Origin of the sequence: Acidaminobacter sp. JC074, assembly GCF_022496765.1 — a bacterium.
Classification (GTDB): Bacteria; Bacillota; Clostridia; order Peptostreptococcales; family Acidaminobacteraceae; genus JABXKX01.
The window spans coordinates 1-13597 of the sequence record NZ_VANV01000014.1 but is presented as its reverse complement, the minus strand read 5'-3'; the positions used below and the strand labels follow the sequence as shown (position 1 = coordinate 13597).

The following is a 13597-nucleotide window of genomic DNA, read 5'->3' as shown; positions in this document are numbered from 1 at the left end:
AAAGGGGGATTAATTATGGAAATCAAAAGATTTGAAGGCACAGGAAGAATGAGCCGCGCAGTTGTACATAATCAAACAGTTTATCTATGTGGTCAAACACATGGCGAAAAAGACGCAGATGTTAAAGAGCAAACAAAGGTATGTTTAGAGAAGGTTGAAGCTTTACTTGAAAAGTATGGTTCTGACAAGAGACACATCCTTTCAACGACAATTTATTTAAAAGACATCGCTTTATTCCAAGACATGAACAGTGTATGGGATGCATGGGTTGAAGATGGTTTTGAACCAGCTAGAGCATGTGTTGAAGCTAAAATGGCTAGAGAAGATATTCTAGTTGAGTTATCTGTAATAGCAGCTGTAAAATAATATCTTATCCTTTTTCATGTTATAATGAAGAAGGATATTTATTTTTTTGGAGGACTTTATGTTGCAGTTTAAATCATTTAATAGAGACAATTACGAAGAAGCCTTAAAGATGTGTGTGGGTGACGATCAAAAGGCTTATGTACCATCCGTTCTTGAAGCCTTGGCATATGCCTATATAAAACCATGGGATGAAGCCTTTGATCCTTATCTGATTTATGACGGTAGAAAAATGATTGGCATGTTCTATCTTTCTTATACGCCAGACAGCAAAGATAATTATTGGTTAGGTGGTTTCTTTATTGATAAAAAGTATCAAGGACTTGGCTATGGGAAGAAATCTCTGTCATTGATTATAGAGTATATAAAAATGAAATATGCAGCTTGTCAGCAGATAAACTTAACCGTTGTTAAAGATAATAAAAAGGCAACAGGGCTTTATAAATCACTGGGCTTTAAAACGGATAATAAAGAGAACCGAGATGGAGAAATAATCTTTACTTTTAAGCTGTAGTGTTTGCAATAGTTGTATGAGGTCTACTCCTAGGATTATCCCTAGGGATAATTGTATTACATGTCGATATCTTGTAAGCTAAACACAATATTGAAAGGAGCGTTTTATGTTTGCTATTGCCATTATTATTGTTCTTGCTGCCATGATTTTCGCAACGGGTGGAGGTCTAGCTGCCATTCTTGATATTCCTTCTGTTATAATCCCGCTTGCAATTACCCTTGTTGTACTTGCTGGTGCAGGTTTGTTTAGAGATTTTTTTAGGGCAATAAAGATATCTGTTGAAAGGATAACATATATACAAAAAAGGAACTAGAAAAGTCCAAATTGTCCATAGGTTTGGCTATGAAATCCTTACTTTTATCAGGACTTGGAACTACTTTTATAGGTTTTGTTGTCCTTTTACCAAGATATGATGATCAATTGTCTTTAAAAGCCAGTATGGCTGTGTCTATGATTTCGTTTATGTACAGTATATTTTTGATGCTTTTATTGTTACCGGATGATTAAAAGATTAGAACTATATTATTTGATTTAGAGGAAGAAAATGAATAAATACAGTAAGGTAACAATCATTCCAGTTTATTTGTTTATTCTTTTCTATCTAGTTGACTTCAAGTTATCATTAATTATAGATGTGAAGATGATGTTTGTTATGTTAGGCTGTATTTCGTTACTTTATCTGAGTTCTTACAAAAAAGATAACATAGATCGAGTCAGATTGTTTGGAATGGAAACACTATTGACATCAGTATTAGCTGCAACTTTACTTTTTCTAAAAATGCTCTCATTAGATGCCTATAGTTTAGAACCAGTAAGACCCTTTTTCTATGGTGTTTTTTATTTTATTATTTTTAAAATAGGGCATGATTTGTATGGAAAGGTGGAGGAAAATTTTTTTGACATTGATAAATTTAACTTAACTGAAAGAGAAAAGATGCTTGCAGAACTTCTCTTAAAGGAAAAGACCAATAAGCAGATTGCTGCAACTCTCTTTATTGCTGAAAGTACAGTGAAAAAGCATCTTCAAAATATATACAGAAAAACTGAAACTAAAGATCGACATGATTTTATAAAGAAGATAAGACCAGAATAAAGTGCGAGAGCACTTTATTGTGATTTTAAGAGAGTTTCAAATTTATCATAGTCTAGAGAATCAAAAAATGATTTTGGTGGATAGTATAGAGGACATTGACTGTCTTTAATAAGTGGACTTGAAATACTGCCTCTACTAACCAGTAACTCATGAAATCTTTCGTTGGCTATCAGCTGGTCATATATGTATGTTTCTGTTTCTATGTCGCATGACTGATGAACGGCATAAAAGGATGGTATAGCAATAGCACCTTCTTGAGGTACAACTTGAATGATATCATTGATGCCGGCTCTGTTAGAAAAAATAGTTGGTACAATGGCGATGGGATAATCACCAGATGTGGCTAGTTTAAATGCAGCTGCAGGCATAGAAGCTGCAAAACTATTGTTGATAAAAGACTTAACATCATCCATGCCATACATTGACCATATTGCTTTTAAAAGTGATTTGCCTGCTGAGTTGTCAGGTCCTCCATAAGTTACAAGATCCTTATACTGACTTGAACACAATTCTTTAAATGATTTAGGTCTTAAATGTGTTTTTTTCGTATTTATAACAATCACTAGTGGAATGGCTATAAAAGGTTTAAAGAAGGTATGTTGATCAATTGCATTGTTGAAGTTCATAGCTAGACTTGGCTTCTTTAAAGTAATTAACTGCTTTTTAAGCACACAAGGGTCATGAAAAATTTCAGTATCAGTAGACACCAGTACTTGCCAAGTATCATTGTTTTGCAAATATTTTTTTAGATTTAAAGGTCTTCCTAAGCCAAAATATGAAGTGTCTATAGTAGGAAGAGTTTCATCAATGTAGGCTTCTTCAAGTCTGGTTAAAAGACACACGTTATTCCATAGTAACTTTTGCATGGTAATTTTCCTCGATTCTTAATCCATTTCTCAATGATTGACGAAGATGAAAGATATAATCATCGATTTTGGTCAAATCATGGATGAGTGATGCTTCAAATGATGAACGATGTATCATGTCAACGATACTACCATTCTTTAATGCAATTCTATAGTCAGCCATTAAAGCTAAAAGGGGATCGTGGGTAATCATGATGACAATTTTTCCCTTTGTTCTTAAAAGATTGAGCACTTCCAAGCGATTAATACCTGCATTTTCAATTTCATCTAACAAAATGATATTTGCTTTTGGATTAATAGCTACAGTTGCTATCATTAGAGCTCTAGATTGTCCGCCACTTAGACAGGTCAACTGACTGGTTTGTGTAATTGGCTCTCCGCATAGGGTGTTTGCAAGATTAATTATGGTTTGTGCATATGACTCTAGGTTATGAATGGACAAACTTTCACCATAAAGTTTTAAAAAATCACCTATAGACATATCCACCATATAGTGCATTTTCTGTGATAGATGTTGGATATTAGGCTGGATCTCTGAAATAACTTTTCTACCAGTTACCCCATCTCCAGGACTGAGGCGTTCTATATCATCGAGAAGTTGTGTTTTTCCGGAACCTGTAGGTCCCACTACACTATAAATTCTGCCCACTTCTAGATTCAATCTATCAAATGATTCAGGTTCATTTGTCTTGCTATAACCAGGGTATATTGTGATCAATTTGCACCTCCCAAAATAGTGTTAACAATGCCTTGATGAAAATCCTTTGATAATCTTTGTTCACCAACGCAATATGAGCATGTACCAGATGGCATGGTGTACTTTAAAATTGAATTTTCTAAGGTTAACAGTTCATCTCCATCAAGTATACAGTTTGAAAGCGTTTCATACCCTTGGCCACTGATACCGTTGACATCAATATATTTGGCATGGGGGTTAAGTTTTTTTAGATTACTTTTAAAGACGATACGTTCACTTTGTGAGATTAAGTCACCTTTGCTAAGAATGATAACATCTGCTGTTTTTACAATTGGACCAAATTTCAGTGGAGCTTGAATATGCGTTGTGTAATCTATTGAGCATATGTTAAGAGCAATGTCGATAAAGGGGGCGCAGCGATTACATAGTCCAGCGGTTTCGACAATCATTAAATCAGATTGATTATTAAGTCCCCATTGGAATAAGTCAACATAATTTGTTGCTAAATAGTGGTCGGGGCATAAGTCTTTAGATAAACCTTCTAAATAATCTATATCTAAAGTACGATAAATACCATCGCTGGTAGCATCAACACAATCAATTTTTGCTACTGATATTTTGAGTTTCTTCTTTAAGAGATTACTGATTACTTTACATATGATAGAGGTTTTTCCTGTAGAAGGACCTCCAGCGACGATTATAAATTTCATTTCTTGACTCCTTTTGCGAGAACGGTTATCATTATCATGTACAATATACTACATTTTGTATGTACTATATGTGTCAAATGAAACGTTGGAGGTTGTTTTGTTAAAGGTTTTGTTAAAAAATCCAATATTTAAAGATATGAGTTATGATGAACTGAAGACCTGTTTGGAAGATATCGATACAGAATTTATGTCTATGGATAAAAATTCCGTAGCCTATGATTTCAATAGAAATAAGAAGGGCATCATGTTTTTACTCAAGGGACGTGCAAAAGTAGAACAAGAACATATTGATGGTACAAAAACATTTATGAAATACATAAAACCTGGTGATGTGACTGGTGTGTTATCCATATTTTCTGATGGAGACTTTTATCCAACTTTTGTCCATTTTGATTTATCAAGTGAAGTCATGTATCTATCGGAAAGTGCACTTATGATGCTTATACAAAAGGATAAGAGACTTATGAGAAATTATTTTTCATTTCTTAATGGACAGGTCAAATACTTGTTAAAGAGAATTGATTTGTTTTCTGTTCAAAATACAGAGGAGAGAGTTGCTCAGTTTTTCCATATGACAATGGAAATGAATCAGGCAAAACTTGAACTAAAGAAAATTGAGTTGTCAGAATATTTGGGTATCAGCCGTTCCACTTTATATAGAATCATTGACAAGTTTGAGGAAAATCAAATTCTGACCATCAAAGACCAAAAGATTGATTTTGATTACAGAAAGTATGCTTTAATGGCTGACTTATAAAACTCCAATGTGTTATGATATATAGATAAGGAGTATGCCATTGACTAAACGAAAAACTAGAGAAGAAAGAAGACAAGAAATATTTGAAGCCGCTAAAACTGTTTTTGTAAAGAAGGGCTTTCAAAGAACTACCATGGAGGATATTATTGAGTTAACAGATTTATCTAAAGGTGGATTCTACTATTATTACAGCAGTACTAAAGAAATTCTAATTGATATGATGAAACGCGGTAATACACTTTATATGACTCTCAACCCATACTTCCCAGAAAATTTTTCTTCTCTTAGTGAGAATAGAAAAATTGATCTGTTAATGGATGCATTTATTGAGAAATGTACTGTTGTCACTGATGATCGTAAAGTGTACACGATGTTTATCCATGAGTCTATGTACGACGAAAGTATCTGGAGGGAGTATGTCAAACTAGAAGAGGAATTCTATAGTTTTGTTTGCACATGCCTTAATTTGAATCAAGTCAGTGCAAAAGAGGATTTTCTTTTTTTAAGTAGAATGATGAACGCCATTTTATTTGGTCAAAATGTCTCTAGACAACCAGATATAATTTTAGATCGAGATGTTAAAATCAGACAAATGTTCAAGCCACTTTTGGTAGAACTTATCCATAAAAATAAAATTTAGTTGACAGAAATCATATTAGTGATAGACTGTTAATGATAACGGTTTTCAATTGGAAGGGAACCATTTTATTTAGTTTTAACCGACGCATTCGTCGGTAAGGAGGTTTTATGGAGAAGTTAAAACAGAAACATCTCATTTTAAATGACAATCTTTGGCAGGTAACTTTTAAGCTGTCTTGGCCAGCAATATTGGCCATGGTTCTTTATGGGTTAAACACAGTATTTGATGCTTTTTTTGTAGGAAGATTTGTTGGTGAAGATGCACTTGCAGGTGTATCACTTGCATACCCACTAACACAGTTGAGCTTGGGATTAGGTTCCTTAATTGGTGTTGGTGCAGGATCGGCTTTAAGTATTGCTATTGGGAAAAATGACACAGATACACAGAAAAAACTGCTTGGAAACGTCAATTACTTAAGTATAGTGATTTCCCTAGTCTTCATGATGTTGGGATTGATTTTTACAAATCAGCTAATTCAATTTATGGGGGGGAGTGGTCTTACATTAGATTTTGGAGCTGCATATTTTAGAGTAACCGTTTATGGAGCCTTATTTTGGATCGCAGGTCTAGCTGGGAACATGATAGTAAGAGCTGAAGGAAAGATGAAAACAGCAGCTCTTATGATGGGGATTGGTCTAGGTGTGAATATAGTATTTAATTACATATTTATTGTGATTTTCAAGTGGGGTGTAGAAGGTGCAGCCTGGGGTACCAATATTGGTATGATTATTTATACACTGACCTCACTTGTTTACTTCAAGAGAGAGGGGGCAAGTTTTGAAGCCAAGCCATTTTCTATTAGAAGAGACAAGGCAATTATGAAACGTATTATCTCAATGGGGGTACCATCTCTAATAATGTCTGTAATGAGTTTGTTGCAAGCTGTAGTGGTATTAAATGCAATCAGTAATTATGGCAGCAACAGTGATCTTGCTTTTTATGGAGTAGCCTTTAGGATTTTTACATTTATGTTAACACCAATTTTTGGTTTAATGCGAGCTCTACAGCCAGTCGTAGGGATTAATTATGGTGCCAAAAATTATGAACGTGTTATCAAAGGTTTTAAGGTATTCGCTGTAGCAGCAACTTTGGTTATGTTACCATTTTGGTTATTGATGATGATTGGGCCACAATTGCCTCTAAATCTTATGATGCCTGATAAGGTCTTGGCTGCTCAGGATTTATTCAATTTTAGAATTTTTATGGCCTTGCTACCTATACTGCCAGTCATATTTATGGGGATGACCTTCTTTCCTGCAATTGATAAGGGGAAGATTGCTTCTATGATTGGTATAGCTAGACAATTGGTTTTCTATGTTCCATTAATGTTGATATTACCAAGATTCTTTGGTGTGGATTTTGTTTATATTGGTGCTTTTGCTATTGATTTTATTATTGTACTTTGGAGTGTATATCTTGTGAGAAAAGAGTTTAAAGCACTTCGTGAGTTAGAAGAAGTTGACTTAAATAGATCGGCTTAACTGTGGATAAAAGTTAGTTTCTATAATATTGTCTGATACTTTACTATTTTAATGCAGTTTTCTTGAATTACTGATCAAATGTTGCTAAACTGATTCGGTAGTGAGAATAATTATCATTAAAGGAGGGCATATGGTATTAGAAGGCACAATCGAGTTAATTATTTCCATGATAATCTCAGGATTAATTGTATTTAAATTTGGAGAATCTCTAAGGAGCAACTCAAAAAGGTGGTACTTAGGTGGAAGTTTAATCTCTTTGGTTAGCATCGTCATTTCTGTGATTGTTTTTCTTCAGATTATTGAAGTTGACTTTACATCTTGGTGGGTGAGGACTATACGTGGGGTAGTAAGTGGTTATCTTCCAGCGACGATGTTTATGTATGTAATGTACGCAGGGGTTTTGTCCAAAGATCATAATTGGAAGAAAAAAATGATGAGCATTCGAACGGAGTTGTCTATTCTTGGGGTTATACTATATTTACCACATACACTCTTGTACACTATATTTTCTGCACCTTATGGTATAGGTCAGTTAATGAGTGGTGAGATAACACTATTTACTCAATTGATGACTTGGACTGGTTTAATGAATAGCCTTTTATTAGTTGTTCTAGGGATCACATCTATTAATGTGGTTAAGGTGAAGATGACATTGCCTAAATGGAGAAAGTTACATAAATGGTCTTACTTATTCTATTTTAATTGCTTTGTTCATTATATGACCTTGAGTATTCGTCATGAAAGTTATGAGCGTGCATTCATGTATACTCTTATATATGGTTTATACGCCTTACTTAGGCTTAAAAAAGAAACCATGAGTGAAAAAAGTGAATTAGCAAGAGCTTCATAGTTGTTTGAAAGAATCAATATTGACTTATTGATTCTTTTTTTTGTCCATTTATGGAGTAATTATTTAATCTAATCTTGAAATTATCAGAAAAACTTGATATGATATTCTAAGTGAAAATGATTCTCATTTAGAAAAGTGAAGGTTAAGTAAAATGAAAAAAAATACATACTTTGTTGAAGAGATATATTTTGGTTTTCAGATAATCATAATGCTAATTCTACTTAATATTGGATTCCCATTGTTTGGATCAAATGATGATTTAGCAATGAAGGTTCTGAGTGTTGCCTATGTGCTTGTAATCGCATATAGGTTCTATCATATCCTACTACATTCATCAGATAATCAGTTGATCTTACATGATGTTAATCACAAAATGCTTGTTGGTTTTATAGATGGATTATTCTTGTTTGCATATGTTGTTATCTCAATTGAATCAAGTATGAAGTTGAACAATTTAGTAATCATATATGTTCTGATACAATCTATAAGAATGCAAAATAAAAAGCCCTATGTTTCATTGTTTATGGGTTGTCTGACTGTAGCCTTTATTGACACACATACTGGATCGACTACTATGAATTTAATGTCGATTATGAGTGATATTGTGTTACTTTTTTTCATTGATTGGATTATAGGCATTGTTTTTAAAGAATTATTCAGATTACAAGAGGAAAATGATTTTTATTTAGGCGAGTTAGAGGAGACGAATGAGAAACTTGGGCAATTAGCAAGTACAGATTACTTAACCGGATTATACAATCACAAATCTTTTTATTTAACCATTTGTGAAATGAATCGTAACGATAATGAAAACCGTGAATCTATCTGTATGGCATTGATAGATATAGATAATTTTAAACAAGTTAACGATTCTTATGGTCATTTAGCGGGAGATGAAATTCTTATTAAATTATCGGAGCTAATGAGAAGAAGCGTAAGAAAAGAAGATTTTATTGCTCGATATGGTGGAGAAGAATTTGTCATACTTTTTTCAGAGTTATCTTTAGAAGATGCTGAAAAACTTTGTGAAAGACTTCGAAAAAATGTGGAAGAGGAAGTTTTCCTTGTTGATAATAAATCTTTGAGAATTACTATAAGTACAGGTCTTAGTTATGTGGAAACGATAGAAGAGAAGAAAGTACATTCTTTTGTTAAAGCAGTTGATGAACTCCTATATGTTGCAAAGAATAATGGGAAGAACAAGGTTGTTTCTAGTATGTTTTCCACTTAAAGATTTACTTGGGTCATTGACTCCTTAAATTGGGGTTAGGTGTTTTCCTTTACCTAAAAGAGTTACTATTTGACTTGATAATCACTAGGCTGTGCTTTAAATAAATCTTTCAAATCCCAGTAAAATACTGAGTCTTAGCAGTGGTTAACACAAATAATGATTCTCACTTGATTTTAACTTGTTTTTGAATTTTCTTTTGTATTTTTGTTGCATGGCGTCAAATGATTTCATATAATCAAGACAGTTAAGTAAAGAAAATATAAAAGGAGGTCATTATGGCTTATAAAATTACAGATGCATGTATTTCATGTGGTGCTTGTGAAGGTGAATGTCCAGTTAGCTGTATTTCTGCTGGTGATGCTGCATACGTTATCGATGCTGATACTTGTGTAGATTGCGGTGCTTGTACTGGTGCTTGCCCAGTTGACGCTATTGTTCAAGGTTAATTAGACGAAATCTCATTGAGTAATCAATGAGATTTTTTGTAGTGTGTATAATAAGAGATTTTTTTAGACATTGGTTTATTGGATTAAACCCAGTGTCTTTTTTATTGACTTAATTTCTAATTGATATTGAATTTCAATTAAACTAGAGTTATGATGAATGAGAAGGATTCTCATTTGATAGATATGACTTCTATCTTGAATCTAAATGGGATTTAGTAAATGGAGGTGTAATTAATGGAACAAAGTAAGAAACAATCACTCCTAAGTAGGTTTAAACCCTACATGGGAAGTAAGAAGAGTTTATTGCCATTAGCACTATTTTTGTCAGCAGTGTCGGCAATACTCAACATGATACCATTTGTTTTAATATGGTATATTATCAGAGAAATATTAACAAATCCAAGTGGTGGGGTAGCGAATGTATCTAATTTTGCTTGGTTGGCATTCATAGCTGCTATAGCGGGTGTTGTAGTTTATTTTCTAGCACTTATGTGCTCACACTTGGCCGCTTTTAGAGTTGAAGTAGGCTTACAGAAGGTAAGTATGAAAAAGGTTTTATCAATGCCCTTAGGTTTTTTTGATACACATTCAAGTGGTAAACTGAGAAAAATTATCAATGATGGTGCTGGTACAACACATACTTTTCTTGCTCATCAGCTTCCAGATATGGCGGCCACAATGATATCACCAATTATCCTATTGATCCTAATATTTACAGTAGAATGGAAAATGGGGTTGGCGTCGTTGGTACCAATAATCTTAGGATTTATAACAATGAAATTTATGACTTCGACAAAGGGCAAGGAGTTTCAGAACAGATACTTTGATTCTTTAGAAGAGATGAGTGCCGAGTCTGTTGAGTATGTAAGAGGTATTCCTGTAGTTAAGACTTTTGGACAGTCTATCTTTTCTTTTAAGAGATTTTACAATTCAATTATTAGATATAAAGAAATGGTTCATGCTTATACATTATTGTGGCGTTCACCCATGTCTTTCTATACGATTATCATGCAGTCAGCAGCCTTTTTCTTGATTCCTATGGGTATATTCTTAATTGGTAGCGGTGGTGACATAGCTTTGGTCTTATCGGATTTTATATTTTATCTCTTGATTTCTCCAATTTTCACTATGTTGTTAATGAAGTCTATGTATTTCCAACAAAATACACGAATTGCAGAGCAGGCAATCAATCGAGTTGATAACTTGTTTATCTATCCAGATATGGTTTACACATCTCAGAAAGTTCCTGTTAAGAAACGGACAATAGAGTTTAAGGATGTTGTTTTCTCATACAAAGGTACAGATGAACCAGCAGTTAATGGCATCAGTTTCCAAGTTAATGAAGGTGAAACCGTCGCACTAGTCGGTTCGTCCGGCGGCGGTAAAACAACTCTTGCAAGGCTAGGAGCGAGGTTTTTTGATGTTGATCGAGGACAAGTCCTAATCGGAGGGATAGACGTAAAGGATATTGGTAAAGAAGACTTAATGGACCATATCTCTTTTGTATTTCAAAGTACCAAACTCTTAAATGGTAGTCTAAGAGATAACATTATTTTTGGTAAGGAAGATGTAAAGGAAGAGGAGCTAATAAGAGCTGTAGAACTATCTCAGTCTAAAGAAATCATTGATGCTTTGGAGAATGGTTTAGAAACTGTGATTGGTTCTAAAGGGACTTACTTATCTGGAGGTGAACAACAAAGAATTGCTCTAGCTAGGGCTATTTTAAAGGATTCTCCAATTGTGTTTTTAGATGAAGCAACGGCTTTTGCAGATCCTGAAAATGAACATTTGATTCAACGTGCTTTAAAAGAACTGAGTAAGGATAAAACGACTCTTATGATTGCTCATCGTTTAACAAGTGTTACTGATGTAGATAAGATACTTGTTATCGATCAAGGGAAGATTATTGAAGCAGGAAGTCATAAAGAACTCATTGATAAAGCCGGTCAATACAAGAAAATGTGGGATGAATATCAGACTTCTGTTGCATGGAAACTAGAAAGTGATCATGCTAGTGAGAAAAGTGAGAAAGGAGATTTAAATGTCTAAGTTACTTCAGAATAAGTTTGCCTTGTCTCAAGAAGGGGCAAGGAATCTTATTAAGGCGATTATCTTATCTAGCATACTAAATATCAGTTTTATGTTGCCGGTTATGTTTGGTTTCCAGTTTATAGACCAAAGCTTAAAACTTATGTCTGGCGATTCGATGGCATCTCTTTCGAGTCTGGGCTATTATGGCGGATTTTCAGTACTGTCTTTAGTTATTATGTTTGTAATTGCCTACTTTCAATATGATTCTACCTATACACGTATATATGAAGAAAGTGCTAAATCAAGAATTAACTTGGCTGAAACACTAAGAAAATTGCCCTTAGCCTTTTTTGGAAAAAAAGATATTGCTGATTTAAGTGCTACAATCATGGAAGATGCGACGCAAATAGAGCAGTTATTTTCGCATGTGGTACCACAGATATTTGCTGCAGGTATTTCAATTTTATTAATGGCTATTATGATGTTTGTCTATAACTGGCAAATGTCACTTGCAGTATTCTGGGTTGTACCAGTTGCATTTTTAGTTTTCTTTTCATCTAAGAAACTTCAGAATAAAGCACATCTTGAAGTGTATCAAATCAAACGTGGTATCTCGGATACAGTTCAGGAAATGCTGGATTCTGTTCATGAAATCAGATCTTATAACAGAGAAAGGGATTTTTCAAATAAGTTAAACGATGAACTGACTGGTTACGAGAGGTATCTTATTAAGACGGAGCTGGTCTTGGGTGCTTTGATCAATTTTGCTTATGTAGTCCTAAAATTAGGATTACCAACTGTTATGATTACAGGTGGTTATTTGCTATCTCAAGGTGGTATAGATGTGTTTACCTACATTGTCTTTCTAGTTGTAACGGCAAGAATTTATAACCCCATTATGGAAATTATGGACAATTTAGCAGCGCTTTTATACTTAAATGTACGTATTAAACGCATGAAAGAAATGGAAGCGATGCCACGACAAGAAGGTAGAACGGAATTTGAACCAGATTTCTTTGATATTGAGTTTAAAAATGTTGATTTCTCATATATAGAAGGTGTTCAAACTCTTAAAGATGTGAGTTTTACAGCGAAGCAGGGACAAGTGACAGCACTCGTTGGCCCTTCGGGTGGTGGAAAATCTACAGTAGCCAAACTGTCTGCTAGATTTTGGGATATCGATTCTGGATGCATTACCTTAGGCGGTCAAGATATATCAAAGATAGATCCAGAAACATTGTTAGGCTACTATTCAATTGTTTTCCAAGATGTGACCTTATTCAATTCTAGTGTGATGGAAAATATAAGATTAGGCCGTAAGGATGCAAGTGATGAGGAGGTTAGACAAGCTGCCAAACTGGCAAGATGCGATGACTTTATAAAAAAACTACCTAGTGGTTATGACACATTAATTGGTGAAAATGGTGCTAGATTGTCAGGTGGAGAAAGACAACGTATTTCTATAGCAAGAGCTATGTTAAAAGATGCTCCAATCATTCTTCTTGACGAGGCAACAGCTTCATTAGATGCAGAAAACGAAACCAAGATCCAAGCTGCATTGAGTGAGTTGATTAAAGATAAAACTGTCTTAATAATAGCCCATAGAATGCGAACTGTATCAGGTGCTGATAAAGTTGTTGTTATAAAAAATGGTTCTATTGAGGAAATGGGCTTACCTTCAAACTTGAAAGATGGCATATTCTCAAGTATGTTAGAAACACAATACCAAGTTGGATAATCTAAATTAGAAAGTCTCGATTGAGATTTTCTTTTTTGGTGCGCTGGGCATGTGCGTGAGCTGATAGTCTGAAAAGTTGACTATCTCACCTACCAAGCTTGGGAAGAGAAGCTGTAAGCAAGGGCGTCTTTGGCGACAAAGGGGTCTGAAGGAAGCTGATGGCGGCTACTGGTGTGGAGT

16 protein-coding genes are annotated in these 13597 nt (G+C 34.3%); 13 read left to right on the top strand and 3 right to left on the bottom strand.

Going from position 1 to position 13597, the window contains the following annotated elements; genetic code table 11:
• Positions 1 to 15 precede the first annotated feature (15 nt).
• From EZV73_RS16075 to EZV73_RS16055, 5 genes are all read left to right on the top strand, one after another.
• Positions 16 to 366, top strand: a complete 351-nt coding sequence (locus EZV73_RS16075) for a RidA family protein (protein ID WP_240841426.1) — start codon at positions 16 to 18, stop codon at positions 364 to 366.
• A gap of 58 nt (positions 367 to 424) precedes the next feature.
• Positions 425 to 877, top strand: coding sequence for a GNAT family N-acetyltransferase (locus EZV73_RS16070; RefSeq protein ID WP_240841425.1), 453 nt, complete (start codon positions 425 to 427; stop codon positions 875 to 877).
• A 106-nt stretch (positions 878 to 983) separates the two neighbouring features.
• Positions 984 to 1190, top strand: coding sequence for a hypothetical protein (locus EZV73_RS16065; RefSeq protein ID WP_240841424.1), 207 nt, complete (start codon positions 984 to 986; stop codon positions 1188 to 1190).
• A 29-nt stretch (positions 1191 to 1219) separates the two neighbouring features.
• Complete coding sequence (locus EZV73_RS16060; protein ID WP_240841423.1) at positions 1220 to 1384, top strand: hypothetical protein; 165 nt, start codon at positions 1220 to 1222, stop codon at positions 1382 to 1384.
• A 37-nt stretch (positions 1385 to 1421) separates the two neighbouring features.
• Positions 1422 to 1970 carry a helix-turn-helix transcriptional regulator gene (locus tag EZV73_RS16055; RefSeq protein ID WP_240841422.1) on the top strand — a complete coding sequence of 183 codons (549 nt, stop codon included), beginning with the start codon at positions 1422 to 1424 and terminating at the stop codon, positions 1968 to 1970.
• A 14-nt stretch (positions 1971 to 1984) separates the two neighbouring features.
• Here the strand turns inward: EZV73_RS16055 and EZV73_RS16050 are convergent, their stop codons facing one another.
• The 3 genes from EZV73_RS16050 to EZV73_RS16040 are packed head-to-tail and all read right to left on the bottom strand — an operon-like array spanning position 1985 to position 4243.
• On the bottom strand, positions 1985 to 2836 hold the full coding sequence (locus tag EZV73_RS16050) for an ABC transporter substrate-binding protein (protein ID WP_240841421.1): 852 nt from the start codon (positions 2834 to 2836) through the stop codon (positions 1985 to 1987).
• Positions 2814 to 3554 (bottom strand): ATP-binding cassette domain-containing protein, encoded by a 741-nt coding sequence (locus EZV73_RS16045; protein WP_240841420.1) that lies wholly within the window; start codon positions 3552 to 3554, stop codon positions 2814 to 2816. Before EZV73_RS16045 ends, EZV73_RS16050 begins: the two co-directional genes overlap by 23 nt.
• Entirely contained in the window at positions 3551 to 4243 is a 693-nt protein-coding gene (locus EZV73_RS16040) for a GTP-binding protein (RefSeq protein WP_240841419.1), read from the bottom strand. The genes EZV73_RS16045 and EZV73_RS16040 overlap by 4 nt, the downstream gene beginning before the upstream one ends.
• A gap of 97 nt (positions 4244 to 4340) precedes the next feature.
• Here EZV73_RS16040 and EZV73_RS16035 point away from each other — a divergent pair, with 97 nt between their 5' ends.
• The 8 genes from EZV73_RS16035 to EZV73_RS16000 all read left to right on the top strand — a co-directional run bounded on the left by EZV73_RS16035 (position 4341) and on the right by EZV73_RS16000 (position 13417).
• Entirely contained in the window at positions 4341 to 5000 is a 660-nt protein-coding gene (locus tag EZV73_RS16035; protein ID WP_240841418.1) for a Crp/Fnr family transcriptional regulator, read from the top strand.
• Between the two features lie 40 nt (positions 5001 to 5040).
• Entirely contained in the window at positions 5041 to 5640 is a 600-nt protein-coding gene (locus tag EZV73_RS16030; RefSeq protein WP_240841417.1) for a TetR/AcrR family transcriptional regulator, read from the top strand.
• A gap of 107 nt (positions 5641 to 5747) precedes the next feature.
• Positions 5748 to 7121 carry an MATE family efflux transporter gene (locus tag EZV73_RS16025; RefSeq protein WP_240841416.1) on the top strand — a complete coding sequence of 458 codons (1374 nt, stop codon included), beginning with the start codon at positions 5748 to 5750 and terminating at the stop codon, positions 7119 to 7121.
• Positions 7122 to 7251: 130 nt separating this feature from the next.
• Positions 7252 to 7971 (top strand): ferric reductase-like transmembrane domain-containing protein, encoded by a 720-nt coding sequence (locus tag EZV73_RS16020; RefSeq protein WP_240841415.1) that lies wholly within the window; start codon positions 7252 to 7254, stop codon positions 7969 to 7971.
• 151 nt (positions 7972 to 8122) lie between these two features.
• Positions 8123 to 9202, top strand: a complete 1080-nt coding sequence (locus EZV73_RS16015; RefSeq protein ID WP_240841414.1) for a GGDEF domain-containing protein — start codon at positions 8123 to 8125, stop codon at positions 9200 to 9202.
• A gap of 275 nt (positions 9203 to 9477) precedes the next feature.
• The gene (locus tag EZV73_RS16010) at positions 9478 to 9648 is read left to right on the top strand and encodes a DUF362 domain-containing protein (protein ID WP_240841413.1); all 171 of its coding nucleotides are present in this window, start codon (positions 9478 to 9480) and stop codon (positions 9646 to 9648) included.
• A gap of 234 nt (positions 9649 to 9882) precedes the next feature.
• A complete protein-coding gene (locus EZV73_RS16005) occupies positions 9883 to 11697 on the top strand; it encodes an ABC transporter ATP-binding protein (RefSeq protein ID WP_240841412.1) in 1815 nt (604 codons plus the stop codon).
• A complete protein-coding gene (locus EZV73_RS16000; protein WP_240841411.1) occupies positions 11690 to 13417 on the top strand; it encodes an ABC transporter ATP-binding protein in 1728 nt (575 codons plus the stop codon). Before EZV73_RS16005 ends, EZV73_RS16000 begins: the two co-directional genes overlap by 8 nt.
• Positions 13418 to 13597: the final 180 nt, after the last annotated feature.

Coding starts and splice junctions, on each gene's coding strand:
- EZV73_RS16005 (WP_240841412.1), top strand. CDS start 9,883: ATGGAACAAAGTAAGAAACAATCACTCCTAAGTAGGTTTAAACCCTAC.
- EZV73_RS16000 (WP_240841411.1), top strand. CDS start 11,690: ATGTCTAAGTTACTTCAGAATAAGTTTGCCTTGTCTCAAGAAGGGGCA.
- EZV73_RS16010 (WP_240841413.1), top strand. CDS start 9,478: ATGGCTTATAAAATTACAGATGCATGTATTTCATGTGGTGCTTGTGAA.
- EZV73_RS16070 (WP_240841425.1), top strand. CDS start 425: ATGTTGCAGTTTAAATCATTTAATAGAGACAATTACGAAGAAGCCTTA.
- EZV73_RS16020 (WP_240841415.1), top strand. CDS start 7,252: ATGGTATTAGAAGGCACAATCGAGTTAATTATTTCCATGATAATCTCA.
- EZV73_RS16065 (WP_240841424.1), top strand. CDS start 984: ATGTTTGCTATTGCCATTATTATTGTTCTTGCTGCCATGATTTTCGCA.
- EZV73_RS16015 (WP_240841414.1), top strand. CDS start 8,123: ATGAAAAAAAATACATACTTTGTTGAAGAGATATATTTTGGTTTTCAG.
- EZV73_RS16050 (WP_240841421.1), bottom strand. CDS start 2,836: ATGCAAAAGTTACTATGGAATAACGTGTGTCTTTTAACCAGACTTGAA.
- EZV73_RS16055 (WP_240841422.1), top strand. CDS start 1,422: ATGAATAAATACAGTAAGGTAACAATCATTCCAGTTTATTTGTTTATT.
- EZV73_RS16060 (WP_240841423.1), top strand. CDS start 1,220: ATGAAATCCTTACTTTTATCAGGACTTGGAACTACTTTTATAGGTTTT.
- EZV73_RS16075 (WP_240841426.1), top strand. CDS start 16: ATGGAAATCAAAAGATTTGAAGGCACAGGAAGAATGAGCCGCGCAGTT.
- EZV73_RS16040 (WP_240841419.1), bottom strand. CDS start 4,243: ATGAAATTTATAATCGTCGCTGGAGGTCCTTCTACAGGAAAAACCTCT.
- EZV73_RS16025 (WP_240841416.1), top strand. CDS start 5,748: ATGGAGAAGTTAAAACAGAAACATCTCATTTTAAATGACAATCTTTGG.